21 protein-coding genes are annotated in these 25,652 nt (G+C 65.3%); 15 read left to right on the forward strand and 6 right to left on the reverse strand.

Annotated features, from left to right (window positions below; all coding sequences use genetic code 11):
- Nucleotides 1–18: 18 nt before the first annotated feature.
- On the forward strand, nt 19–3,174 hold the full coding sequence (locus tag ACSS7Z_RS02585; RefSeq protein ID WP_438252877.1) for an efflux RND transporter permease subunit: 3,156 nt from the start codon (nt 19–21) through the stop codon (nt 3,172–3,174).
- A gap of 52 nt (nt 3,175–3,226) precedes the next feature.
- On the opposite strand, the gene ACSS7Z_RS02590 is transcribed toward ACSS7Z_RS02585, so the two are convergent.
- Nucleotides 3,227–4,123, reverse strand: coding sequence for an aldose 1-epimerase family protein (locus ACSS7Z_RS02590; protein ID WP_438252878.1), 897 nt, complete (start codon nt 4,121–4,123; stop codon nt 3,227–3,229).
- A 236-nt stretch (nt 4,124–4,359) separates the two neighbouring features.
- On the opposite strand from ACSS7Z_RS02590, the gene ACSS7Z_RS02595 reads away from it, so the two are divergent.
- The 12 genes from ACSS7Z_RS02595 to ACSS7Z_RS02650 all read left to right on the forward strand — a co-directional run bounded on the left by ACSS7Z_RS02595 (nt 4,360) and on the right by ACSS7Z_RS02650 (nt 18,251).
- Nucleotides 4,360–6,750, forward strand: coding sequence for a DEAD/DEAH box helicase (locus ACSS7Z_RS02595; RefSeq protein WP_438252879.1), 2,391 nt, complete (start codon nt 4,360–4,362; stop codon nt 6,748–6,750).
- Nucleotides 6,751–6,981: 231 nt separating this feature from the next.
- Nucleotides 6,982–7,818, forward strand: a complete 837-nt coding sequence (locus ACSS7Z_RS02600) for a MurR/RpiR family transcriptional regulator (RefSeq protein ID WP_438252880.1) — start codon at nt 6,982–6,984, stop codon at nt 7,816–7,818.
- A gap of 3 nt (nt 7,819–7,821) precedes the next feature.
- A complete protein-coding gene (locus tag ACSS7Z_RS02605) occupies nt 7,822–8,787 on the forward strand; it encodes a phosphate/phosphite/phosphonate ABC transporter substrate-binding protein (RefSeq protein WP_438252881.1) in 966 nt (321 codons plus the stop codon).
- A gap of 61 nt (nt 8,788–8,848) precedes the next feature.
- Entirely contained in the window at nt 8,849–9,682 is an 834-nt protein-coding gene (gene phnC / locus ACSS7Z_RS02610; RefSeq protein WP_438252882.1) for a phosphonate ABC transporter ATP-binding protein, read from the forward strand.
- Nucleotides 9,683–9,684: 2 nt separating this feature from the next.
- Nucleotides 9,685–11,415 carry a phosphonate ABC transporter, permease protein PhnE gene (gene phnE, locus ACSS7Z_RS02615; protein WP_438252883.1) on the forward strand — a complete coding sequence of 577 codons (1,731 nt, stop codon included), beginning with the start codon at nt 9,685–9,687 and terminating at the stop codon, nt 11,413–11,415.
- A gap of 38 nt (nt 11,416–11,453) precedes the next feature.
- A complete protein-coding gene (locus ACSS7Z_RS02620; RefSeq protein ID WP_438252884.1) occupies nt 11,454–11,888 on the forward strand; it encodes a phosphonate C-P lyase system protein PhnG in 435 nt (144 codons plus the stop codon).
- Nucleotides 11,885–12,529, forward strand: coding sequence for a phosphonate C-P lyase system protein PhnH (gene phnH, locus ACSS7Z_RS02625; RefSeq protein WP_438252885.1), 645 nt, complete (start codon nt 11,885–11,887; stop codon nt 12,527–12,529). The genes ACSS7Z_RS02620 and phnH overlap by 4 nt, the downstream gene beginning before the upstream one ends.
- Entirely contained in the window at nt 12,529–13,650 is a 1,122-nt protein-coding gene (locus ACSS7Z_RS02630) for a carbon-phosphorus lyase complex subunit PhnI (protein ID WP_438252886.1), read from the forward strand. The genes phnH and ACSS7Z_RS02630 overlap by 1 nt, the downstream gene beginning before the upstream one ends.
- Nucleotides 13,650–15,458 carry an alpha-D-ribose 1-methylphosphonate 5-phosphate C-P-lyase PhnJ gene (locus ACSS7Z_RS02635; RefSeq protein ID WP_438252887.1) on the forward strand — a complete coding sequence of 603 codons (1,809 nt, stop codon included), beginning with the start codon at nt 13,650–13,652 and terminating at the stop codon, nt 15,456–15,458. The genes ACSS7Z_RS02630 and ACSS7Z_RS02635 overlap by 1 nt, the downstream gene beginning before the upstream one ends.
- Before the next feature lie 8 nt (nt 15,459–15,466).
- Nucleotides 15,467–16,237 carry an ATP-binding cassette domain-containing protein gene (locus tag ACSS7Z_RS02640; RefSeq protein WP_438252888.1) on the forward strand — a complete coding sequence of 257 codons (771 nt, stop codon included), beginning with the start codon at nt 15,467–15,469 and terminating at the stop codon, nt 16,235–16,237.
- Entirely contained in the window at nt 16,234–17,448 is a 1,215-nt protein-coding gene (locus ACSS7Z_RS02645) for an alpha-D-ribose 1-methylphosphonate 5-triphosphate diphosphatase (RefSeq protein WP_438252889.1), read from the forward strand. Before ACSS7Z_RS02640 ends, ACSS7Z_RS02645 begins: the two co-directional genes overlap by 4 nt.
- Complete coding sequence (locus ACSS7Z_RS02650) at nt 17,442–18,251, forward strand: alkaline phosphatase family protein (RefSeq protein WP_438252890.1); 810 nt, start codon at nt 17,442–17,444, stop codon at nt 18,249–18,251. Before ACSS7Z_RS02645 ends, ACSS7Z_RS02650 begins: the two co-directional genes overlap by 7 nt.
- A gap of 3 nt (nt 18,252–18,254) precedes the next feature.
- Here ACSS7Z_RS02650 and ACSS7Z_RS02655 read toward each other — a convergent pair whose 3' ends face one another.
- Both ACSS7Z_RS02655 and ACSS7Z_RS02660 read right to left on the reverse strand, forming a co-directional pair.
- A complete protein-coding gene (locus ACSS7Z_RS02655; protein ID WP_438252891.1) occupies nt 18,255–18,803 on the reverse strand; it encodes a YaeQ family protein in 549 nt (182 codons plus the stop codon).
- 46 nt (nt 18,804–18,849) lie between these two features.
- On the reverse strand, nt 18,850–19,896 hold the full coding sequence (locus ACSS7Z_RS02660) for an Rv2578c family radical SAM protein (RefSeq protein ID WP_438252892.1): 1,047 nt from the start codon (nt 19,894–19,896) through the stop codon (nt 18,850–18,852).
- An 84-nt stretch (nt 19,897–19,980) separates the two neighbouring features.
- On the opposite strand from ACSS7Z_RS02660, the gene ACSS7Z_RS02665 reads away from it, so the two are divergent.
- Nucleotides 19,981–20,907, forward strand: coding sequence for a M15 family metallopeptidase (locus ACSS7Z_RS02665; protein WP_438252893.1), 927 nt, complete (start codon nt 19,981–19,983; stop codon nt 20,905–20,907).
- A gap of 141 nt (nt 20,908–21,048) precedes the next feature.
- Nucleotides 21,049–22,212 (forward strand): acyl-CoA dehydrogenase family protein, encoded by a 1,164-nt coding sequence (locus ACSS7Z_RS02670; protein WP_438252894.1) that lies wholly within the window; start codon nt 21,049–21,051, stop codon nt 22,210–22,212.
- 118 nt (nt 22,213–22,330) lie between these two features.
- Here ACSS7Z_RS02670 and ACSS7Z_RS02675 read toward each other — a convergent pair whose 3' ends face one another.
- From ACSS7Z_RS02675 to ACSS7Z_RS02685, 3 genes are all read right to left on the reverse strand, one after another.
- On the reverse strand, nt 22,331–23,164 hold the full coding sequence (locus tag ACSS7Z_RS02675; protein ID WP_438252895.1) for an energy-coupling factor transporter transmembrane component T family protein: 834 nt from the start codon (nt 23,162–23,164) through the stop codon (nt 22,331–22,333).
- Nucleotides 23,161–24,945, reverse strand: coding sequence for an ABC transporter ATP-binding protein (locus ACSS7Z_RS02680; protein WP_438252896.1), 1,785 nt, complete (start codon nt 24,943–24,945; stop codon nt 23,161–23,163). Before ACSS7Z_RS02680 ends, ACSS7Z_RS02675 begins: the two co-directional genes overlap by 4 nt.
- Before the next feature lie 95 nt (nt 24,946–25,040).
- Nucleotides 25,041–25,583: an ECF transporter S component gene (locus ACSS7Z_RS02685; protein ID WP_438252897.1), complete on the reverse strand. Its 543-nt coding sequence runs from the start codon at nt 25,581–25,583 to the stop codon at nt 25,041–25,043.
- Nucleotides 25,584–25,652: the final 69 nt, after the last annotated feature.

The following is a 25,652-nucleotide window of genomic DNA, read 5'->3' on the forward strand; positions in this document are numbered from 1 at the left end:
AATCGAGAGTCTCCTGCCTTGTCGAAACTCGCTTTCTTCAGCCTGCGCAATCGCGCGCTGATCGCCCTCATCACGATCGTCGCTGCCGTGTTCGGCGGTTTGGCGTTGACCAACCTCAAGCAGGAGCTCATCCCGACGCTCGAGCTGCCGGCGCTGATCGTTATGACGACCTACCCGGGGGCGTCGCCTGAAGTTGTGGAGAACGACGTCTCGACGCCGATCGAGACCGCGATCCAGGCCGTTCCGGGCCTGGAATCCACGAGTGCCACGAGCACGACGAATGCCTCGATCATCCAGGCGATGTTCACCTATGGCGAGAACCTCGCCACGGCAGAGCAGAAGATGCAGCAGGCGATCAATCGCATCTCCTCGCAGCTGCCGGCCGATGTCGAACCGCAGGTGATGACCGTCTCGCTCGATGATCTGCCGGTGATCCAGATTGCTGTCACCGGCTTCGGCGAAGCGGATGCTGCGCAGACCGAGCTCGAGAACGTCGTGGTGCCCGAGCTCGAAGATGTCGATGGTGTGAACACCGCCGCGATCATCGGCGGCACGGGGCAGCGCGTCACGATCACCCCGGACAACGCCAAGCTCGCGGCGGCAGGTGCGAGCACCCAGGCGATCAGCAGCGCTATGGAACAGAACGGCATGCTCTTCCCCGGCGGCGACATCACCGAGAACGGTGAGACGCTCACGGTGCAGACCGGATCGAAGATCACCTCCGTCGAAGAGATTGCAGCCCTTCCTCTCATCGGCGCGGGCGTCACGATCGCCGATGTCGCCACAGTCGCACTGGAGAACGACGCGATCTCCTCGATCTCCCGCGTCAACGGCGAGGATGCCCTCTCGATCTCGATCTCCAAGCTTCCTGCCGCGAACACGGTGGAGGTGTCGGACGGGGTCATCGCCGCGCTAGACGAGCTCTCCAAGACATTCCCGGATGCCGAATTCACGATCATCTTCGATCAGGCGCCGTTCATCGTGCAGTCCATCGAGACCCTCGCCGTCGAGGGGCTGCTGGGCCTGGTGTTCGCGGTTGTCATCATCCTGGTGTTCCTGATGTCGATCCGTTCGACCCTGGTGACGGCGATCTCGATTCCCACCAGCGTGCTGATCACATTCGTCGGGCTGCAGGCCTTCGGGTACTCCCTGAACATGCTCACCCTCGGTGCGCTGACGATCGCCATCGGACGCGTGGTGGATGACTCGATCGTTGTCATCGAGAACATCAAACGTCACTACGTCGGCAGCGCCGACAAGGGCAAGTCGATTCTGCTCGCCGTGCGCGAGGTCGCCGGGGCGATCACGGCATCGACTGTCACGACGGTTGCGGTGTTCCTGCCGATCGTCTTCGTCGGCGACATGGTCGGCGAGTTGTTCCGACCGTTCGCAATGACGGTCACAATCGCGATGGTGGCATCGCTTCTGGTGTCGTTGACGATCGTGCCGGTGCTGGCGTACTGGTTCCTGCGTCCGGGTAAGGAACTCGCGGATGCGAACGGCGTCGCGATCGACCCCGAGCACCCGGATGCTCCGCCCACACGCCTGCAGCGCTCCTACCGGCCCATCCTCACCTGGACGCTGAAGCACTCCGGCGTCACGCTGGTCATGGCGCTCGTCGTTCTGGGGGGAACCCTGGCTGCGGCGCCGCTGATGAAGATCAACTTCCTCGGCGACACCGGCCAGAACACCATGACTGTCACGCAGGATCTCGGTCCGACCGCGAGCCTGGAGACCAAGGACGCCGCCGCGGCTGTCGTGGAGGAGGCGCTGCAGGGCATCGACGGAATCGAAGCCGTGCAGGTCTCGGTCGGCTCGAGCGGTTCGCCGCTGGCAGATGTGTTCTCCGGCGGCGCAGGTGTGACGTATTCGATCATGACGGCATCCGGCGCGGATCAGGAGCAGATCCGTGCGGACGTCGCTGACGCGGTCGAGCCACTCGAAGACGTCGGCGATATCGATGTGAGCGCCGCAGCCGGATTCGGATCCACCGACATCGCCGTGAACATCTCCGCACCGAACGGAGAGACCCTCACCGAGGCGACGGAGGCGGTGACTGCAGAGCTCGACGGACGCGAGGGCATCGGCGCAGTCTCGAACAACCTCGCAGCATCCCTGCCCTACATCGCCGTGGTCGTGGACCGTCAGGCGGCAGCCGACGTCGGTCTGTCCGAGGTCGCCGTCGGCTCGATCGTGTCGAGCACGATGCGTCCGCAGCAGATCGGATCGATCGAGCTGGACGACTCCGCCCTGACGGTGTATCTCGCGGCCACCGAGCCGCCAGCGAGCCTCGAAGCCCTGCAGACGCTGGTGATCCCGAGCGCTCTCGGAATGATCGAGCTGCAGGACATCGCGGTCGTCGAGCAGCGAGAAGGCCCCACCTCGATCACCACCGAGCAGGGTCGTCGCACTTCGACGGTCACTATTCCTCCGGCGTCCGACAACCTCGCCGTCGCGACAGCTTCGGTCACTGCGGCGCTGGAAGCCGTCGACCTGCCTGATGGTGCCCGCGCCGACGTCGGCGGTGTCGCTTCGCAGCAGGCTGATTCGTTCTCGCAGCTCGGCTTGGCCATGCTCGCGGCTATCCTCATCGTCTACGTCGTGATGGTGGCGACATTCAAGTCGCTGCGTCAGCCGCTGCTTCTGCTGATCTCCGTGCCGTTCGCGGCTACCGGCGCGATCCTGCTGCAGATCATCACCGGCGTGCCGCTGGGGGTGGCCTCCCTCATCGGCGTGCTCATGCTGATCGGTGTGGTGGTGACGAATGCGATCGTGCTCGTTGACCTCGTGAACCAGTACCGCGAGAAGGGGCTCTCCGCGGTCGATGCCGTCATGGCCGGCAGCGAGAAGCGCCTGCGGCCGATTCTCATGACGGCGCTCGCGACGATCTTCGCGCTCATCCCGATGGCGCTGGGCATCACCGGGCACGGCGGGTTCATCTCGCAGCCGCTCGCCATCGTGGTGATCGGCGGTCTGATCTCCTCCACCGTGATGACCCTGATCGTGCTGCCGACGCTCTACAACCTCGTGGAGGGCGCCAAGGAGCGTCGTCGTGCGCGTAAGGGCGGACCGGATGCTGCCGCCGCTGACTCTGCCGATGGCGACGAGCCGACACCCGAGGCGCCCGCAGGGCAGCTGACCCGCCGCGAACTGCGCGAGCAGCAGTCAGTCTGAGGCGTTTCGGCTCGCCCCGCTCGCGACGGTCGGGGCGAGTCGAAACGCGGCTCTAGCTGAGTTCGACGCCCCAGGACACGCTCCAGCTCTCGCCGGTTGCGAGGCGGCGGATGCCGAGACCGCTGTTGAGCGCATCGGCTGGAGCCGTCATCGGCTCGATAGCGACGGCGAGCGACTGGCCGGGGTAGCTGCTGGTGGTGTACACCTGCACGAAGTCGAAGCCCTCGCCCTGCCAGAGGGAGACCCGGCGGCCATCCGGTGCGGTCAGACTGTGGCGCACACGTCCATCGGAGTCACGGTCCAGGTCGGTGAATCCGGTGTCGAGTGTGATGTCGCCCAAGCGCACACCCGCGCGCAGTTCCTCCGGCGCGGCGGATGTTCGCGTCGGCAGCATTCGCTCGTCGGTCTCGAACTGCGTTGCGGCGGGAATCGCGAGCATGAGATCGTGCGGATCAACGTCGCCGATCGTGACGAACGGGTGGGTTCCGAGGGCGACCGGAGCTGCGGCATCCGATTGGTTCGTTAGCGTGTGCGTCACTTCGATGCCGGCATCCGTCAGCGCGTACCTGACGGACGTTTCGACCTCATAGGGGTAGCCGGTCTGTGGGTGGATCGTCGCGCTGAGAGTAGCCGTGGCATCCGTCTGCTCGATCTCATAGGCGCTGAATCGGAGGAGTCCGTGACTGGCGTTATCGAGCTTCGGCTCGGTGAGCGCCAACTGCTGCCCGGTGCCATTGTCGTCCCAGCGTCCGTCGCGCACGCGATTGGGCCAGGGTACGAGCACGACCCCGGAGCAGGAGGGGGTAGGAATGTTCTCGGGATAGCGCGCGATGAGATCGACGCCGCCGACGGTGAGGCCGCGAAGGGATGCTCCGACCTGAGCGATCTGCGCCGTGACGGCGCCGTGCTGCAGGTGGATCTGGATGCCAGTGGGAGAGAGAGATGTCACCACGCAATCGTACGGGGGTCTTTCCCAGGTCGCTCGGATAAACTTGTGGGGTCGGCTTCGGGCAGCCGCGCTACTGCGCGGGTGTTTTTGTTCCAGTGTGAGCCCAGGGGCCGATGGTTCAACAACCATCACATGAATGGCCCCGGCCGACGAACGCCCGGGTATATCCGCCGTGCGCTGATCTCTGTGCGCCGGAGCGGACGCTGTTCTCGTGTCAGAGACAGTCAGGAAATACCATGCCCAAGAACGGCAAGCCCAAGGGCGGACGCCCCGCTCGCAACTTCGAGCCGCGTTACGCCAAGAAGACTCCCTTCCACGAGCGTCACGCTGGCGGACGTCCGGCACGCGACGAGCGGTCGGATGCCGGTGAGCAGCGCTCATCGTCGACGCGCGGTGGTTACGACCGCCGTCCGGGAAGCACAAGTCCCAATCACCGCGGCTTCCGCGCCGATGAGGGCGGTGCCCCCAAGCGCCGCTGGACCGATCAGGAGCGCGCCGGACGCGATGAGGCCCGGGGCATCCGTGGCCGCGCCGAGTCCGGACGCCGCGAGACCCCTCACCACCGTGATGAGCGCCCGCGCTATGACGAGCGTCCTCGCACTGAGGGCCGTCGCTCGAACGACGACCGTCCGCGTCGCGATGATCGCGGTGGCGCCGGTGAGCGTCCTCGGTACAACAGCGAGCGTCCGCGGTTTAACAACGATCGTGGTGGCGAGCGTCCTCGTTTCAACGACGATCGTGGTGGTGACCGTCCCCGTTTCAGCGACGATCGTGGTGGTGACCGTCCGCGTTACAACAACGATCGCGGCAACGACCGTCCTCGCTTCAACGACGACCGTGGTGGTGACCGTCCCCGTTACAACAACGACCGTGGTGGCGACCGTCCCCGTTACAACAACGACCGAGGCAGCGACCGTCCCCGTTACAACAGCGATGACCGTCCCCGTCAGAGCAACGACCGCGGCGACCGTCCCCGTTACAACAACGATCGTGGAACTGAGCGCCCCCGCTTCAGCGACCGCCCGCGTTTCAACAGCGATCGCACGAACGAGCGTCCCCGCTTCAACGATGACCGCGGCGGTGACCGCCCGCGTTACAACAACGACCGTGGTGGCGACCGTCCGCAGTTCAACCGCGACGAGCGTCCGGCACGTGACACCCGTCCGGCACGTGACACCCGTCCGGCACGCGACACCCGTCCGAACCGTGACGCGGGCGACGACCGCCCCCGGTACAACGCGCGTCCCCGTGTCGAGGGGCGTCGTTTCGAAGACGACCGTCCCCGCCGTGATGACCGCCCCCGCCGCGACGACCGCCGCGAGCAGCGCCCGAGTCGCGACGACTGGAACAAGACAGCTGCGAAGCCGTTCGAGCGGACTGAAGACGTCGTGCACGAGCGTCTTGAGGCTAAGACCATTGCCGCTCCGGAGGTCGAAGGCGCGTCATTTGCTGGCCTGGGACTCGGGGCCAATATCGTCGAGACGCTGAACACCCTGGGCGCGGCGGCGCCGTTCGCGATCCAGGCTGCGACGATCCCCGCGATCCTCGCCGGCCGCGACGTGCTCGGCCGTGGCCGCACCGGCTCTGGCAAGACCATTGCCTTCGGCGCGCCTCTTGTGGAGAACGTACTGAAGTCGCAGGCCGGCAAGCGTCGTGAGTACGGGCGCAAGCCTCGGGCGATCATTCTCGCTCCGACCCGCGAGCTTGCCCTGCAGCTGGATCGCACGATCCAGCCGATCGCCCGGAGCGTCGGCCTGTTCACCACGCAGATCTACGGCGGTGTCCCCCAGGGGCGTCAGGTCGGTGCGCTGATGAAGGGCGTCGACATCGTGATCGGCACCCCCGGTCGTATCGAAGACCTCATCAAGCAGCGCAAGCTCGACCTCTCGGAGTGCCGCATCGCAGTTCTCGATGAGGCCGACCACATGTGCGAGCTCGGCTTCGTCGAGCCGGTGCAGCGGATCCTCCGCCACACCGCAGACGGCAGCCAGAAGCTGCTGTTCTCGGCGACGCTGGACCGTGAAGTTGCAGCTCTTGTCGACGAGTTCCTTGTGGACCCGGCTGTGTATGAGGTTGCTGGCGAAGACCAGGACTCCAGCACGATCGAGCACCGTGTGCTGGTGATCGAGCACCGCGACAAGGCTGACATCCTGAGCTCTTTGGTCGACCGTGAAGGCAAGACGCTTGTCTTTGCCCGCACCCGTGCGTACGCCGAGATGCTCGCCGAGCAGTTCGATGATGCCGGCATCCCGGCGGTTTCGCTGCACGGTGATCTCAACCAGGCTAAGCGCACGCGCAACCTTGAGCGACTGACCTCTGGTCGCGTCAACGTTCTCGTTGCCACGGATGTCGCAGCCCGCGGCATCCACGTCGACGACATCGATCTGGTGATCCAGGCCGATGCCCCTGACGAGTACAAGACATACATGCACCGTTCTGGTCGTACCGGTCGCGCCGGCCGTTCAGGCCGTGTGGTCACGTTGATCACGCGTCAGCGGCAGCGTCGCATGACCGAGTTGCTGGATCGCGCCGAGATCGACGCCCCCTTCGAGCCCGCTCGTATGGGTGACGACATCATCGAGGAGATCACCGGGCGTCTGCTCACGAACTCCCAGCTGACCGCATAACCCCGCAAGCGTTCACAACTCCTGAGAATTTGGCAGGATCTGGGCCCCGGAAGCGATTCCGGGGCCCTTCTGCGTCGTTCTTCAGGAGTTATGAACCGCGCGGCGCAACGCGAACCGCAGAATCCACCAACGCACGGAACGATCTTCCATTTCCCAATGGCAAACGGAATGTTCGTTCCATAGCCCCAGCGCGACACCTGCCTGTAACCGTCGATTCTTAGCGTCGTAGACATGCACACGGCGATCGAGCGGGAACGGGCTTGGGCGCGTGCCGACCCTGCGCCGATCGGCGTGCTGGAGAGTCTGCGCGCAGCGCTCCCCTCGCTGTCCGCACGCAGTCGCCAAGCGGCCGGTTTCGTGCTCTCTCATCCCGACCGCATCGTCGGGATGTCAGCCGCCCGAATCGCTGGAGCAACGAACACCTCTGTCGGCACGGTCGTGCGGCTGTGCCACGCCGTCGGACTTCCCGGCATCCAGGAGCTCAAGCTCCGGTTGATCTCTGAACTCGGACTTGGCCGCATCGCCGACTCCGTGCCGACCGACAGCCAGGGCGCAGCAACCCTGGCGCGCATCATCGAAGACCTCTGCCGCACTGCCGCCGCGCTTGATCACGATCTCATCGAGCGACTTGCCGCCGCTCTCGGGGGAACGGATCGCGCGCTCCTGGTCTCCAGCGGCACATCTCAGCCGCTCGCGATTGAGTTCGGCAACTGGCTGAGCTCACAGGGCCGCGCGGTGTCCTACCCGACCGACAGTGGCACCCAAGCGGCAGTCTCCCGTCAGCTGGGACCCAGTGATGTCTGCTTCGCCATCAGTCACTCGGGCGTCACCGAAGCCACGCTCGCTCCGATGCGCACGGCCGCTGCCAACGGCGCACGCACCGTCGCCCTGACGAGCTACTCCGGCGCGCCCCTGGCCCACCTGGCGGATATCGCGATCGTCGCTGGCGCCGCCGCTGACGGCGCGCGCAGCGAGGAGATGGCAAGCCGCATGGTGCACCACGCCGTTCTTCAGGTGCTCAGAACACTTCTCTCCGTCTCCCACCGCACCCCTCTCCCCAAGGAGTAATCGATGTCCAAGCGCATTCTCACAACAGTGGCCGCCGGTGCCCTCGTGCTCGCCACCACTCTTCTCACTGGTTGTGGCCCCAGCGCCGCAGGCGATGAGGCCACTCCCGCCGAAGACGGGGCATGGCCCGAGAAGATCGTCATCTCGCAGATCCCGACCGAAGATCAGACGGAGCTCGACATCGAGAGCTCTCTGGCTTTCGAGATCCTCGAACGTGAACTCGGCATTCCGATCGAGTTCCACATGGCAACCAGCTATGCGGCGACCATTGAGGCGCAGCGCGCGGGCAAGGTCGATATCGCACGGTATGGTGCCTTCTCGTACGTGCTCGCCAAGGACAGCGGCGTGAACATCGATATCCTCGGCGCGCAGGCATCGACGGCCGACGGCGAACTCGGCTACTACTCGGTCGCCAGTGTTGCTGCCGGCAGCGACATCACCTCGCTCGAGGATGCTGCGGGTAAGACGGTCTGCTTCGTCGACCCGGCCTCCACCTCGGGCTACCTCTTTCCTTCCGCCGGCCTGATCGAGGCGGGCATCGACCCGGAGGTCGATATCACGCCAATCTTCGCGGGCGGACATGACGCCTCGGTCCTCGCTCTCGTGGACGGCCAGTGCGACATCGCCTTCAGCACGGAGGGGATGGCCACCAAGCAGCTCATCGAGAGCGGTCAGGTCACCGGGGGGCAGCTCACCCAGATCTGGGAGTCGGAGCTCATCACCCCGACGCTCGCGACGGTCAGCAGTGAGCTGCCCGCTGACCTGGTCGAGAAGATCAAGGCCATCTACCTCGAGCAGCTGAACGTGCCGGCGCTCACGGCGAGCGGCGAATGCGACACCAGCGATCCTGACGAGAAGTGCGGCATCGGCGTGTACAGCTATGAGCCGATCGAGGACGCGGACTACGACGGCGTGCGCAAGGTGTGCGAGGTCACGAAGTCCGAGGCGTGCGACATCACAAATCAGTAAGCAGATCATCCACCGGTAAATAACGGATCACTCCGCCGAGCAGTACCAGAGGAGAACAGACATGACGCACACGCCTGGCGAAATCGCCATTCGCCTCAGCAACGTCACGAAGCAGTTCAACGAGGACGTCCGCGGCCTCGATGATGTCTCCTTCGCTGTCCCCAAGGGGCAGCGACTGGTGCTGCTCGGAAAATCCGGATCCGGCAAGTCGACGATGCTGCGCACCATGAACCGGCTGCAGCAGCCGACTTCCGGAACCGTCGAGATCAACGGACGCGATATCAACGAAGTAGGGCGTCGCGACCTGCGCCGTACGCGTCGGGAGATCGGCTTCATCTTCCAGAACTTCCATCTCGTGGGCAGTATCACCGCCCTCGAGAACGTCTGCACCGGGTTCCTCGGTGGGCTTCTCGGGCCTCGCTCCGGACTCTGGATGTACCCGAAGTCGGATCGGCGCAGGGCCCTGGAACTTCTGGATCGCGTGGGACTCGCCGATCGCGCGTTCCAACGCACCGACACGCTCTCCGGCGGACAGCAGCAGCGCGTCGCGATCGCTCGAGCACTGGCGCAGAACCCGTCGATCCTGCTCGCGGATGAGCCGGTGGCATCCCTCGACCCTGACTCGAGCGCGGCGGTGCTCGAGCTGCTCACTCGCGTCAGCGACGAAGACCGGTTAACGGTCGTCTGCAGTCTTCACCAGGTGGAATATGCGCTCGGTTTCGGCGAGCGCATCATCGGTCTCAAGGATGGACGGGTCGTGCTCGACAAGACCACCGAGGGACTGAGCCGCGAAGAGGCCATGACGATCTATCGTGAGCCGATGAGCGCTGAGGGTCTGCCCACCACTGCGCAGATCACGCAGGCGACCCAGCCCAGCGCGGCAGCCGCGGTCTGACCATGAGCATCCTCCTTGAGCGTGCTGTCTCGTCGAGTGCGCAGCCTCCGATGCCCAAGAAACCACCGATGTCGTGGAGCAAGCGCGGCCTCATCGTCGTGATGCTGGGTGTGCTGGGGCTGGGCATCTGGTCGACTGTCGAGCTGCGCATCAACATCGCCACCTTCATCGACGGCTGGGACAATGCCGTCAACTTCCTCAGTCGCACGGTGCCGCTGAAGTTCCCCGAGCCGCTACGGCTCGTAGAGATGATCGGCCAGACGATCGCCATCGTCGTACTCGCCACCGTTCTCGGGCTCGTGCTCAGCCTGCCGATCGCCTTCCTTGCGGCGAAGAACACCACGGTCAACTCGACGGTGCGCGCCGTCGCCCGCTCGCTCATCGTGCTCGAACGCGCGGTTCCTGACTTCATCATCGCCATCTTCTTCGTGCGGGTGTTCGGTCTCGGCGCCCTCCCCGGCATCCTCGCCCTCGGCATCGGGTCGATCGGCTTCATGGCGAAGCTCTTTGCGGATGCCATCGAAGAGGTCGATCCCGGTCCTCGCGAGGCACTGCGCGCTGCCGGTGCCAGTACGTTCCAGCAGATCGTTGGCGGGGTCCTGCCGGGGCTGCGCCCCACCCTCGTGGCGACGACCCTGCACGCCTTCGACATCAACCTGCGTGGGTCAGTGATCCTCGGGTTCGTCGGCGTCGCCGGCATCGGTATGTACATCTCGGCTGCGCTGGACACGATGAACTATCAACTCGGCCTCGGGCTGACGCTGGTCCTGCTGATCCTGTGTCTGATCGCGGAGCTCGTCTCCGGCCTCGTACGCAAGGCCCAACTCGGGCACGAGTCTGCGTCTTCATCGAAGTCGCGACGCTGGCTCACCGTTCTGCTTCCGCATCTGCCGGAGAAGGGCTGGGCGAAGGGTAAGACGACTCCCGCCGAGCGTCGCGCCGCGGCCGCAGGCCGCGTCTCGCCGCCGTGGAATCGCCAGCGCATCAACCGGACCTGCTGGAGCGTCTTCACCGCGCTGCTCGTGCTCGGCTCGGCGATGGCATCCGGTGTCTCTCTCAGCCAGCTCGCCGGCGGTTTCGCCAAGGCGCTGGAGACCATCGGGCTGTACTTCCCGCCGTCGGACGGTGGCATTCCGGAGAAGCTGATTTTCTCCATGCTCGAGACCGTGCAGATGGGCCTGGCTGGTACTGTCATCGGTCTCATCGTCGCGATTCCGTTCGGGCTGCTCTCGGCCCGCACGATCGCGCCGAATGACACGGTGGCCGCGATCTTCCGTGGCATCGTCGTAACCATTCGAGCGGTGCCCGGAATCATCGTCGGTATCTTCTTCGTGGTGATCACCGGCCTCGGCGCGACGGCAGGAGCGCTCGCGCTCGCGGTTGGAGCCATCGGATTCTTCAGCAAGGTGATCGCTGATTCGCTGGAGGAGGTCGATGTGCGAGTCGCGCACGCCATTCGCTCCTCCGGGGCGAGTAGTACGCAGACCTTCTTCGCGGCCACGCTGCGCCAGGTCGCCCCCGCTCTCTCGGCACACACGCTGCATCAGCTCGACTCCAACCTGCGTGCTGCCACCGGCCTCGGCATCATCGGGGCCGGCGGCATCGGCTTCTACATGATGAACGCCTCTCGAGTGCTCGAGTACGGCGTCGTCACCAGCTGCCTCATCCTCGTCGTGATCACCGTGCTGCTCTCCGAAGCGCTCGCGGTGTGGGCGCGACGCGAAGTCCAATGACCCCGTCCACGGACGGGGCCGAAGAAAGAAGGGTCACCATGACCGATTCGCTCACCAGGGCGGAGATCACCTCCGAACTGAACATGGCGGATGCCGCAGCCGTGATCGCGCTCTCGCACGCGTGCCTGGCGGATGACGCAGATGTCGTCATCACCCGCTCACCTGTCGTCGGCACCGTTGTCACCCAGGTGCGGGAGCCGGTCGCAGAGGAGCGCTTCATCCTCGGCGATGTGCTCGTCACGCAGGCAGAGGTGCGCCGTCGCGGCGTCGACGGTTGGACGATGCGCATGGGCGCCGACCGCCTTGCCGCGCTCGCCGCGGCGATCTGCGCCACCGAATACCTCGCGGACGGACCCCGCAGTGGCGAGGTCGTCGCACTCTGCGAGAGCACCCGCACCGCACGCGAGACGGCGCGCGCGGCGGAATGGAAACGGCTGTCCGCATCCATCGTCGAATTCGAGGAGATCCCGTGACTTTCATCGACGTACCCCGGGTTGCACCCGCCTGGGATCAGCTGCGTGAGCTCACCCCGACCGTCTCGCAGCAGGTCTTCCGGGCGATCATGGATGCTTTCGCTCGCCCAGGAACCGTGCAGCGCGTCTCCACCGAGGGTCTTCCCGAAGGCGTGCCTGCCGCAGCGCTGCCGCTGCTGGCGCTGGCCGACATCATGACCCCGATCGGTGCCCTGCGTTCTGCGGATGATGCACACCTCGAAGCGGATGCCGTCACCGCTGCGATCGCGGCGATCGGACGTGTCGTCGCCGCGCGCGTCGTCGATGCCGCCGACGCCCGCTACGCCTTGGCTCTCGCCGAGTCCGCCGAGTTGGGACTGCTCTCTCCTGGCATCCACTGGGCGCCCGAGAAAGGGACGACGCTCGTGCAGCGCGTCGAGGCGATTCACGTCGGCGCGGCCGCTCCGCGGTGGCGACTCACCGGCCCGGGCATCCCGCCGCATGCTCCCGTCGAACTGAGCGTCGACGGGCTCGGCGATCGCTTCGTCGACGCCCGCGACCTGCTGGTCTCCGACTACCCGGCGGGCATCGACAGCATCCTCATGGCTGATGACGGCGAGCTCATCGCGCTGTCCCGGACCACCCGAATCGAGAAGATCTGATGTACGCAGGAACCAACAAGGGCGGCACGGAGGCGATCATCGCTGCCGAGCGCCTCGTGCTCGAGCGTCGTTCCAGCCTCGACCAGGCACTCACGGTCGAGGCCGTCATCCAGAGCTTTCCGATGGCGATCGACCGGATCATGGGTGAGGGCGGTCTCTGGGATCCGGCCACGGCCGCGGCGGCTTACCTTCAGGGCAGCGGAGACATCTCCGAGGCCGTGCACCTCATCCGTGCGCACCGCTCGACGCTGCCGCGGCTTACGCACAGCGAGCCGCTGAACCCGCGCGAGATGAAGCTGCTGCGTCGCGTCGTCTCCACCCAGCGTCAGCCCGACGGGCCCATCCTGCTCGGCGAGACGGTCGACTACACCGCCCGCATCCTTCATGACGGCCCTGACCTGCCGCTGCCGATCGTCGAGCCCGTCGATGAGACGCCGCTGGAGCACCCGGCTGATGAGCCGTTCCGCCGGTTCCGCGACTATCTCGCCGACAAGGGAGTGCTGGTCGATCGTGCGTTGGAGACCGACGAGGAGCCGTTCGACATCCAGATGGTCGCCGCTCAGTTGCCTGCCCAGCGCTCAGCTGTGCTTTCGGCATCGGCCCAGGCCGACACCGGTGCGCTGATCAACATCTGGTACCAGTCGATCCTCGGCCCTGACTCTTATGCCGCAGAAGCAGTCACTCTCGGCGAGGTGCGCCACGGCCGCCTGCCACTGCGCGTCGCCGATCCCCACACCGGCGAGTTGGTGCAGATCGGCGAGTTGCGCGCATCCGAATGCGAGGCGGTAGCCTCACTCGGCGGCATGCGGGGAGAGGATCCGACGACGTTTGACGTCGGCTACGCGATGGCGTTCGGACACAACGAGCGCAAGGTGATCGCGGCAGCCAGCCTCGATATGTCGATCGTGCGTTTCAAGGACACCGAGACCGGTCGGCGCCTGGAGCAGGTGATGCTCTTCACCACCGACGGGCTCTCCGCGAGCGGATTCCTCGAGCACCTGAAGCTGCCGCACTACGTGACGTTCGAATCCAAGCTGGATGCCTCATTGGCCGCTCGCGCCGAGCAGGATGCTGAACTCGAACGGCTTCTCGCCGATCACCACCAGGAAGGGGGCATCTGATGACCATGCTGGCCGATGCCGAGACGCCCGTCGATGAGGGCGTGGATCTGCTCGCCGAGATGCTGCCGGAGGACGCCCACGAGGGGCGTCCGGTGGTCATGGACGAGCAGGCCAAACGCGAAGCCCGTCGCGCCGTGATTGCCGGGATCTGCGTGCCCGGATACATCGTTCCGTTCGGATCCCGAGAGATGCCGGTGGCTCGCGGCTGGGGCTCCGGTGGCCTGCAGGTGACGCTGGCGATCGGCGGTACCGACGACCAGGTCAAGGTCATCGATCAGGGCGATGAGGAAGGTGTGAACGCGGTGAACCTCCGTCGCCTGATTATCGGCACGCTGGGAGCTGCTGCCACCGCCGACACCGAGGTCGCCACGATCGTGCAGTCGCGTCACCGCGTGCCGGAAGAAGCGATGAGCGTTCAGCACACCCTCGTACTGCAGGTTCCGCAGTCTGAGCCGTTGCGCGCGGTAGAGAAATCCGTCTACGAATGCAAGCGTCGGCATGCCGAAGCCGACTACGCCAAGATGTGGGTGCTGCTCTACGAGCGGCTCGCGTTGACGGGCGTGATGGGAACCGGCACCGGTCACCCGGTGATGGTGCACGACCGCTACCTCATGGCGCCGAGCCCGATCCCACGGTGGGACATCCCTCGTCTGCACCAGAGCGAACATCTGACGCTGCTCAGCCACGGTCGCGATAAGAAGATCTATGCGGTGCCGCCGTACACCGATGTCGAGCCGCTGAGCTTCGATGACGTGCCATTCGAGGTCGAGTACCTCGAGGGTGTGCGCTGCGCGAAGTGCGGCACCGAGGCGTCCTTCATGGTGGAGACGAAGACGAACGAGCACATCTGCTCGGATGTGCAGTTCTGCCTCAAGGTGCGCGCCGGTGAAGCCGATCTCGATGCGCATGACGTGCTCATCCCGCACCGGTACTTCCCCGATCCGAGAAAGCGCGTGCGCGCGCGGTCGTCGGTGGAAGTCGGCCTGCCGGTTCCGCCACCGGCGGGTGTCACCGCCCCGGGTGAAGACTGGTCGCTGAAGGTTGACGGCCTCGGCAAGATCTACCGCGGCAGTCGGGGGTCGAGCGAGGTCATCGCCGCAGCCGACGTTTCGTTCGATGTCGCGCCGGGGGAAGCGCTCGGTGTGATCGGCGAGTCAGGTTCGGGCAAGTCGACGGTGATGAAATGCATCATCGGCGATGAGGCGGACGCCACCGGATCGGTGCGCATCGGCGCTGTGCAGGAGGGGATGAGTAACCTGCTCGACCTGGATGCTTCGGCGAGGCGCCGCCTGCGCACGAACACTCTCAGCGTCGTCTACCAGGACCCGGCGATGGGTCTGGACCTGAACATCTCCGCCGGTGGTAACATCGCCGACGCCCTGATCGCAGCCGGCTGGCGTTCGTACCATATGATCCGCAGGCGCGCCGCAGAGCTACTCGCCCGCGTGGACGTCCCGCTGGAACGCATGGACGACGTGGTTGGACAGTTCTCTGGTGGCATGCGTCAGCGGGTGCAGATTGCGAAGGCGCTCGCCACCGACCCGCAGGTGCTACTTCTCGATGAGCCGACCACAGGTCTGGATGCCTCGGTAGCCGCCGGCGTCCTCGACCTGCTGCGCGAGCTGCTGACCGAACGCGAGCTCGCGGTGGTCGTGGTCAGCCACGATTTTTCGGTTATCAAAGCGCTCACCGACCGCGCCGTCGTGATGCGTCAGGGCCGTGTGATCGAACAGGGCCTCACGGATCAGTTGCTCGCCGATCCGCACCACCCCTACACCCAGCGGCTCGTCGCTGCCGCGCAAAGCTGAGAGGCATCATGAATACGAGCATCCGGAAACCGATCCTTTCGGTTCGTGAGCTGAGTAAATCATTCACCCTGCATGCGATCGACCGCACGGTCGCCTCGCTGCGCGCGGTGTCGTTCGACCTGATGCCCGGTGAGCACCTTGCGCTGGCCGGTGCCAGTGGTGCGGGCAAGTCGAGCCTGCTGCGCTGCATCTACCGCAACTATCTGCCGGACTCCGGCACTGTGGTTCTGCACGACGGGGAGCGCGACGTCGAGCTGACCGCCCTCGACGACCGGGCGATGGCGCGGATCCGCGGTCGTGATTTCGGATATGTGTCGCAGTTCCTTAACGCCCCGCCGCGGCAGGGGCCGCTCAAGCTCGTCGCCGCGGCCGCGCGTCGCCGAGGGCTGGACGACGCGGTCGCCACGGAAGCGGCAGCTCTGGCCCTGCGCAGGCTCGGCATCGAAGAGCGGCTGTGGGATGTCGACTGCAGTGTGCTCTCCGGAGGCGAGCGCCAGCGTGTGAACCTGGCCGCGGGCACAGTCAGCCCGCCCCGGCTGCTGCTGCTCGATGAGCCGGTCTCCGCGCTGGACCCAGCGAACCGCGTCCTCGCGCTCGAGGTGATCGAGGATCTTCGACACCGTGACGTCAGCGTGCTGGCGGTCTATCACGACATGAAGATCATCCGCCGGGTGGCGAACCGCGTGCTCTACATGGAAGATGGCGCGATCGTCGCTGACGGCGGTGTCGATGAGGTGCTCGACGCCGGGCACCGGGTACTGGATGAGGTGTACGCATGAGCGGCGTGATCGCTGAAGAACGTACAGGCGGGCGCTGGTCGTTCGGTGCGAATCCGTCGAGCTACGTGCTCGGTGACGTGCGAGTCGTGCTGCCGCATGCCGTCACCGAGCGTGCGAGTGTGGTCGTCGAGGACGGCCGGATCGTCGAGATCATCGAGGGTTCGTCGCTGGCCTCCGATGTTGAAGGCTCCGGGATGCTGTTGATGCCCGGTCTCATCGACGTGCACAGCGATGCGCTGGAGAAGGAGCGCGTGCCGCGTCCGGCGGCTCCGCTGCCTTTGGACTTTGCGCTGCGTTCCTTCGATGCGAAGGTAGCGGCGGCAGGCATCACGACGATCTTCCACGGTGCAGGATTCCATCGGAAGATCGCCGGCGGAATCAACCGCACGCCGGTCTCGGCGTTGGAGACGTGCGAGGCGATCGACGTGTTTTTCAGCGATCGGGTCGATCACCGCGTGCTGCACCGTTTTGATGTGCGCGGCGATGAGGGGGCCCAGCTGATCCGGCAGCGTCTGGAAGCGCGCCCCGCGGATGCCGAGCCGATCCTGCTCTCGCACGAAGACCACACGCCAGGGCAGGGGCAGTACGCCGACGTCGAGCACTTCATCGATGCTCTCGTCGTCGGTGGAACAGATCGTGAGACCGCGCGATTGAACGTCGAAAATCGGATGGCGGATGCTGCGCGCACCGATCCTATCCGCGACGAGAACCTCCGCTGGGCGGGTGCTCAGGCACGGGCCGGACGGGCGCGTCTCGTCGGCCATGACCTCGACTCCGCGGATGCCGTGGATGCGCTGGTCGAACGTGGGGGCGCGGTCGCCGAGTTTCCCACCACGCTCGAAGCCGCGCGGCGCGCGCGTGAGCAGGGCCTCGTGATCGTCGCCGGTGCGCCGAACGTTCTGCGCGGCGGCTCGCACTCGGGCAACGTCGGGGCGGTCGAGCTTGTGCGTGCCGGTCTCGTCGACGCTCTAGCATCCGATTACCTGCCCAGCAGTCTGCTCGCGAGTGCCGTGTTGCTCGCTCGCGACAGGGTGCTGGCGCTTCCCGAGGCCGTCGGGCTGGTCAGTGCGGGGGCAGCGCGGGCAGCCGGGCTGAGTGATCGCGGCCGCATCGTGCCAGGGGAGCGTGCGGACTTCACCCTGGTCGATGATCGCGCGCAGTGGACGACGGTCGTGACGACCTTCAGCGCGCCGAAGGATGCCGCATGCTGACGCCGAAACGCCATCTTCTCCTCATCGGCATCGACGGACTGCGTGTTGATCGCGCATTCGGCACCGGGCTTGCGCCCGCTCTGGACGCTCTGGCCGCTCGCGGTTCGATGCAGCCCGCGACAGTCGAGGGACCGACGATCTCGGGGCCCAGCTGGCTGAGCATCCTCACCGCCAAGACGCAGGAAGAGCACGGGGTGTTCGATAACACCTTCGTCGGACGCCGCACGCCGGTAGACGAGGATCTCTTGGCCCGTGCCTGGCGTGAGGACCCCGCGGCGCGCACGATCGCGCTGTCGAGCTGGCCGGGCATCGCCCACCCGGACGGACCCGGTCCGGTCGTCTCGACCCGCACCGAGCAGATCGACGAGGGGCTCCACAAGAACATCGTGATCAATCGGGAAGATCACGATGACGATCCGGATGTTGAGGTCTGTCGGCAGGCGCTGATCGAGCTAGATGAGCACACACCCGATGTCGCGTTCGTCTACTTCTGGATGACAGATCATGTCGGTCATGCCTCGGGTGGACTGTCCGTCGAGTACGACGAAGCCATTCGCACTACGGATGCTCGCGTCTCGCAGCTGCTCGACGCTGTGGAGCGTCGTATCGCCGAGGCCGGGGAGGAATGGCTGGTCGCGGTCACCACCGATCATGGGCACCGGGACGAGGGCGGTCACGGCGGCGACTCCGAGCTTGAGCGCCGCACGTTCCTGCTCATCGCGTCCTTCGGCACCCCGGCGGTCGAAGTGCCGGCCGGCATCCGTCCGGTGGAGTTCTCGACGCTCCTGTTGAACGCCCGCTGAGTCTCAGCCCTCCGCGGTCGCGCCGCGGACGTGGAGGGCTGAGCTCAGGTTCGTCCCGTTCAGGTCAAGGTAAATCTGACGTTCGGTGACCGTCAGGGTCACGGAGTTACGGCGTTCGATCACCCGGACGGCGTCGTCGATGAACCCCGGGTCGAAACTGAAGACTTCGATCTTGTCGATGTCATGAATGCGCTTGCCTGCCCAGGGTGCGGTCACCTTCGCCGGATCACGATGGGTGTAGACAACGGTGCGGTCGGCGAGGCGGCTGCCGTAATGCATCCGTTCGGCGTCTGGTGCACCCACTTCGATCCATGCGGTGATCATGCCGGTGAGATCGCGAGCGAGCACTGCTGGTTCGTCCGTTGACGAGAGCCCCTCGCTGAATGCGATCCCCTCGCCGTACTCGAGGCAGTAGGCGAGCAGACGGGTCACCATGTACGCGTCCGTCTCTGACGGATGCCGCGCGACACGGAGCGAGAAGTCGTCGTAGACGCCGCGATCGGTGTCGGCCAACTGCACTGTGAATGTGTGGATCATTGCGCCGATTGCCATAGCTGTTGAGCCTACGCGGCCCGGTCTGTGTGTTCTCACCTGGCTGTCAGAACAGCATCGGGGCTGAGTGTGTGGGGGCAGACGAAAGTACGGATGTCGGCCGGTTCAGCTGTCGTGTCGGATGCGCATCATTGGAGTGCCGTGCATCGAGTCCGTGCATGCGGATGAGCGGACGTGCCCTCTTCGCCAGCCATTGCCGGTAGGGCTTCGGCGCTTCGGAGGTGGACCCGGGGTAGAGGCCGCGGTACGACGACATGAGTTCCGGATGCTCGCGCTCCAGCCACTGCATGAACCAGGGTTTCACTCCCGTGCGCAGGTGCAGAGCGCCGTAGATGACGTGGTCGGCTCCGGTGTCTTTGATGCGCCGCAGCGCATGATCGATGGCCTCAACAGAGTCGGTCAGATGTGGCAGGACCGGCATGAGGAAGACGCCGACGCGGAATCCGGCATCCGTCAATGCACGCACAGTGTCCAGGCGCGCCTGTGTCGACGGTGTGCCCGGCTCGATCGAATGTTGCAGTTCATCGTCATACATCGCGATCGACATCTGAATATCGATGGACACGTGTTTCGCGGCATCCACCAGCAACGGGATGTCGCGACGGATCAGCGTTCCCTTCGTGAGAATCGACATCGGCGTGCCTGATTCCGCTAGCGCGCGGATGATGTCGGGCATGAGTTTGTAGCGACCCTCGGCGCGCTGATAGGGGTCGGTGTTCGTTCCCAGTGCCACGCTGTCGTGCTGCCAGGTGCCGCGGCGCAGTTCTTTCTGCAGGACCTCGGCGACATTCGTCTTCACGACGATCTGTGAGTCGAAATCGCCGCCGCCGTCGAGGTCGAGATACTCGTGTGTTCCCCGAGCGAAGCAGTAAACACACGCATGGCTGCAGCCGCGGTAGGGGTTGATCGTCCACGAGAACGGCATCCGCGATCCGGCAGGCACACGGTTCAGCGCAGACTTGGCGAGCACCTCGTGAAAGGTCATGCCGGCGAACTCCGGTGTCGTCACCGATCGGACGATTCCCGTGCGGTTCTCCATGCCGGGCAGTGCCGCGGCATCCGCGTCGTCGATCGTTTGTCCCTGCCATCTCATAGTATGAATTCGAACAAATAAACGAGATTAAGTCAAGAGGAGGTAAGAGTTATGTTCGAGTAAATGTTAAGCGACAATGGGATGATGAGTGATGCAGCGCAGCCCCGGCATGCGTCGCGTCGACCCTCGTCGTTGAAGTTCGCACTGCCCATCGGGTTGGCAATTACCGCGCTCGGTGCGCTGTGGGCGATCGCCGACGATCCGGGTTTCAGTGCCCCTGAGCTCCCGCCCATGCCGATCGCTGCCGCGCATTTGCCGGTGATCGACGTCGCCGCGGTCACGGCCGCCGACCCGTGCTCGAGCCCGGAGGTCATCGACGCGCTTGCTGCCGGTGATGATGAGGCGGTCATCGCTGCGTTCGGCGACGGCTTGGCATTTCGGGATGCCGTCGTGGTGGGTAACGCTCCGTGTATCTCTCTCACCGATCCTGCGCGGCGATGGGTCATCGTCAACAAGTCGCTCTCGCTGAGTCCCGTCGACTATCAGCCCGCTTCGCTGGGACGGGCAGCGGTCGAAGCGACGACGCCGTCCGACCTGTTGCGTGAGGACACGATCGCGGCCGTCAATGAGATGGCCACAGCGCTGAATCAGGCCGGCGCCGGTGTTTTGGGGATGAATAACGGCTATCGCTCCTACCGGCTCCAAGTCGCGACGCACTCCGGCCATGTGAATGCCCGCGGCCAGGATGGCGCCGACCAGATCTCGGCCCGTCCGGGGTTCAGCGAGCACCAGACCGGCCTGTCGCTGGATGTCATTGCCTGCAGCAATGGCTGCGGTGAGATCGAAGCCTTCGGCGATACGGCCGAGTCGGCGTGGATTGCCGAGCACGCGTGGGAACACGGTTTCATCGTCCGTTACGAGGACGGTGTTTCAGACACCACGGGTTACGTGCCAGAGCCCTGGCATCTGCGCTACATCGGTCCGGCGCTCGCGGCCGCCTATCACGAGAGCGGATGCCACTCGCTGGAAGAGTTCTTCGGGCTGCCCGCTGCGCCCGACTATGTCCACTGACGTCTGTTCTGTGGCATCCCACAAACCCGGCACGCAGTCCCATTGATCGTGAGATGCATTCTCACAAGCCTCTGCTCAGGCATCCATCGTCCGGCATAGAATCGCGGGAGCAACGACGCCACAACCGTTCGGGAGGACGACATGGAACGCGACATCTACGAAGAAGATCACGACGCCTTTCGCGAGCTGGTCAAGGACTTCGTCAAGCGTCACGTGAGCAACGAGAGCATTGAGAAGTGGGATGCCGCGGGCGAGATCGACCGCGAGACCATGCTCGCCGCGGGCGAGGCTGGGATCATCGGCCTCTCCGTCCCGGAAGAGTTCGGCGGTGCGGGCATGCTGCAGGACTACCGCTTCCGCACGATCGTGAACGAAGAGGTCATCGGCGCAGGCGCCGGTTCGCTGGCGGGTGCCTTCGGCATTCAGGACGATCTGGCAGTTCCCTACCTCGTGCACATGGGCACGCAGGAGCAGAAGGAGAAGTGGCTGCCGCGGATGGCGACCGGCGAGATCCTCGGTGCTCTGGCGATGACCGAGCCGGGCGCCGGCAGCGACCTGCGCGGCATCAAGACCACGGCGAAGAAGACCGATGGCGGCTACATCGTCAACGGCGCAAAGACGTTCATCTCGTCCGGCAAGACTGCCGATATCGTCGTCACCTTCGTCAAGACCGGTGAGGGAAACCGACCCGACGCATTCAGCCTTGTCATCATCGAAAACGGCATGGAGGGCTTCGATCACGGCAAGAAGCTCAACAAAATGGGTTCGCACGGCCACGACACCGCTGAGCTGTCGTTCAGCGATGTGTTCGTTCCGGAGGAGAACCTCATCAGTGGGCAGGAAGGTCAGGGCTTCCTGCAGCTGATGATGAACCTGCCTTTGGAGCGCCTGTCGATCGGCATTGCCGCTGCATCTGCATCGCAGGCGGCGTTCAAGTGGACCGTCGATTACACGAAGGACCGCGAGGCTTTCGGCGAGCGGATCATCGACTTCCAGAACACGCGGTTCAAGCTCGCCGACGTCGCCACCACGGTCGATGTGATGTGGGCATACCTCGACCGCGCCCTGCTGGCGTACAAGGACAAGAAGCTCACGGGCGAAGAGGCCGCGAAGATCAAGTTCTGGACGACCGAGCGCGAGTGGGAGATTCTCGATACCTGCGTGCAGCTGCACGGTGGCTACGGGTACATCACTGAGTACCCGATCGCGAAGGCATTCCTCGACGCCCGGGTGCACCGCATCTACGGCGGCACTAACGAGATCATGCGCGAGATCGTCGGGCGTCAGATCGCCGGGAAGCGCTGATTCTCTGAGCTGCTCCGGTGGCACGGTTATCGCTACCGGAGCAGCAGATTCCCGCGAGACTTCACGAATGTCACCATTTGCGGGCGATTTAGAGACATTGGTGAAGTTTCGCGGGCTGTTAGAGCAGCATGATGAAGATCGCGGCGGATGCTGCGAGCAGCGCAACGATGAACACGACGTCGCGGGTGCGGAAGGGCACGAGGTACCGCTCCGTGCGAGTGAGGTAGGCGCCGAAGGCGCGGGCATCCATCGCCAGAGCCACGCGCTCGGCGTGACGGATCGCACCGGCCAGCAGCGGCACGATGTACCCCCAGCCGCGCGCAATGCGGGCAAAGGGTCCGCGTCCGCCCCACAGGCCGCCCGCGCTGTGACCGCGCACGCGATGCGCGGCCCGGATCACACTCAGCTCGTACCCGAATCGGGGTACGAAACGGTAGGCCGCAAGCGCCGTGTAGCCGATCCGGTACGGCACCCGCAATTGTTGGATGCTGGCACGAACGAGGTCAGGACCGGTCGTGGTGAGTCCGCCGATGAGCGCGAGCGCGAGGATCGCACCCAGGCGCAGCGCTGTGGCGAAGCCGACCTGCAGCGCGCCGCTGAACAGGGTCCAGTTGCCGATCTGCAACAGCGCGGTCGTATCGTCGACGCCGGCCGCATCCACCCAGAGCGAGAATCCGACTCCGACTGCGCTGATTCCGAGGGGCAGTACGAGAAACAGCAGAGCCGCGGAGCGCCAGGTGATGCGTGCGCCGACAAGGATCACGGCGTATGCGAGCACGAGGAAGGATGCCGGGATCGCAAGGTCGCGCACGAAGACGAGAGCGACCATCGCCGGTGCGACCGCCGCGACCTTCGACAGTGGATTGAGTCGGTGCAGAAAGCGCCACGACGGCGCGGGAACTCCCGGTGTGTACGGATCGATCGTCTTCGTGGGGGAGGTGATGGTGGTCATCGCACACCCTCGGTGAGCAGGCCGCGCATCTGCGGAGACAGCGCGCGATGCAGGACCGGCAGTCGCAGCCCGGCGGATTCGAAGAGCGACTCAGTTGCGAACAGGTCGGCGGTGGGGCCGGAGGCATGGAGGCGTCCGTCGTTGAGGATCACCGTGTGGGTGGCGTGCTCGGCGACGAGCTGCAGATCGTGAGTGACGATGATGATCGTCGTACCCTCGGCGCGCAGCTCGCTGAGCAGGTGCAGCAGTTCAGCTGCCCGGGCGCGGTCTTGTCCGAACGTGGGTTCGTCCAGTGCGAGCACGCGCGGGCGGGTGATGAGCGCCGTGCCCACCGAGAGGCGTCGCTTCTCGCCGCCGGAGAGGAGGAACGGATGCACGTCTGCCTTCTCGGTCAGGCCGAATCTCTGCAGCAGCTCGCCCACCCGATCGGCGATCTCCGCCGCGGACGGTTTCGTGGGGTGCGACCATGCTTGGCGCAGTCCGTGCGCCAACTCATCGAACACGGTGTGCGCGATGAACTGATGTTCAGGATTTTGGAACACGAAACCGATGCGAGAGACGAGATCGCCCGGCGACGCGGTGGCGGGATCGAGGCCATCGATCGAAACATGCCGCTTCGGTGGTGGAACGACGCCCGCAAGAGCCTGGATGAGTGTGGTTTTCCCGGCGCCGTTGGCTCCGACGATCGCGGTGAGGGAGCCCGCGGGGATGTCTAGGTCGATGCCGTGCAGGATTTCGTGGCGGCCGCGCTTCACTTTCAGACCGCGGGCGCGGATGACACTGGCCGAAGCAGCCTCCGGCCGGGCCGGATGCAGGGCCGAAGCAGCCTCCGGCCGGGCCGGATGCAGGGCCGATGCGCGGATGTCGGGGGAAACCTCGGCGTGTTGCCCTGCAGGTGTGATTTCTCCCTGCAAGTGTGCCGTCGGGATGCCGGAGGTCAGTGCGGCCAGCTCGTCCGGGGTCAGCGGGAGCGGGGTGTGCGGGGGCAGGATGCCGCGCTCGCGCAGTGTCCGTCCTGCCAGAGTCGCTGCAGGCAGCCAGACACCCATGTCGATGAGTTCTTCGGTGTTTCCGCGGAGGATCTCATCGACCGGACCGTCGAAGGCCAGCCGGCCCTGCTGATCGAGCACGATGGTCCGGGTGGCGAAGCGCATGGCGGCATCGAGATTGTGCTCCACGAGGATGACTGCCCGATCGCCGACCGAGACCAGATCGCTGAGGGCGTCGTACACATCGTCGATGCCCTGCGGGTCCAGGTTCGCGGTCGGTTCATCGAGCACGATCAGCGCAGACCCGGTTGCGATGGCGCAGGCGATGGCCAGGCGTTGGCGTCCGCCGCCGGACAGCCGGTCGGGGTTCTCGTTGCGTCGCTCCCAGAGGCCCACCCGGCGCAGCGCGAGTTCTGCGCGTTCGAGCACCTCGTCGACGGGAACAAGCAGGTTCTCGAGCGCGAAGGCGACTTCGTCGAACAGTGTGCCGGTGACCAACTGCGCGTCGGGGTCTTGGAAGACCATCGACACTGAGGTGCTGAGTTCTGCGACCGGGGTGTCGATCGTGCTGCGCCCCGCGACGTCGACGGTGCCGGTCACTTTTGCCGGGATTGACTGCGGGATCAGACCGTTCAAAGCGAGTGTCAGGGTGGACTTGCCGGATCCGCTCGGGCCGAGGAGGAGGATCACTTCGCCCGGATGCACGTCGAAGGTGACGTTGCTCGGGGAAGGACGCTCAGCACCAGAGTGGGTCAGCGAGAGGTTACGCACGCGAAGCAGAGGTGTGCGCACGGCAACCCTTCGGCAAGCTCAGGGACGGCAGTCCCGGTGAAACGGTACGAGTATAGGTTAGCCGACCCTTACCTGGCGCGCACCACCGGGTTGACTCAGACCCGGATGACGCCGGCGCGGCGCAGCGCGGATCCGATGCCGAGTCCGATAACCGTCCACAGCACCGGGCCGAGTATGAAGAGGACGACGAAGCCGATGTTGCCCCAGAGCGGGAAAGAGCCGACGTCGAACGCGAACCAGAGGGGGACGGCGATAACGACGCCAGTGACAGCGGCGGACAGCAGGAACCGCCATGCTTCCCAATGGCGGTAGCGCAGCAGAGCGGAGACGCCCTCCTGTACTCCGCCGAAGACGACAGCGGCCAAGATGTAGCGCCCGGCCATGGCAGGTACGAATGCGATACCGATGAGCGCTGCGATCGCGTGCGTGATCAGGGCGACCCAGGGAGCGCGGAGCACCTGCTGTGCGATCACACCGGGGAGGGCATGGAATCCGAGTACGAGTCCGTACAGTGGCACCGCACCGAGTGCGACGACAACGTGCAGACCCGCCCACGCTGCGGAGACGAGGCCGGTCGCGACGCCGATGGCCGCGCAGACGAGGAGCACTCGGGTCGACAGCACACGGGTTTTCGGCACAGGATCAGCCTACTGTCGCGCGGCTACACCCGGCTTCGCAGCATCCCGGAACAAAACATCCCTGTCCCA

Origin of the sequence: Microbacterium wangyouchuni (assembly GCF_051546305.1) — a bacterium.
Classification (GTDB): Bacteria; Actinomycetota; Actinomycetes; order Actinomycetales; family Microbacteriaceae; genus Microbacterium.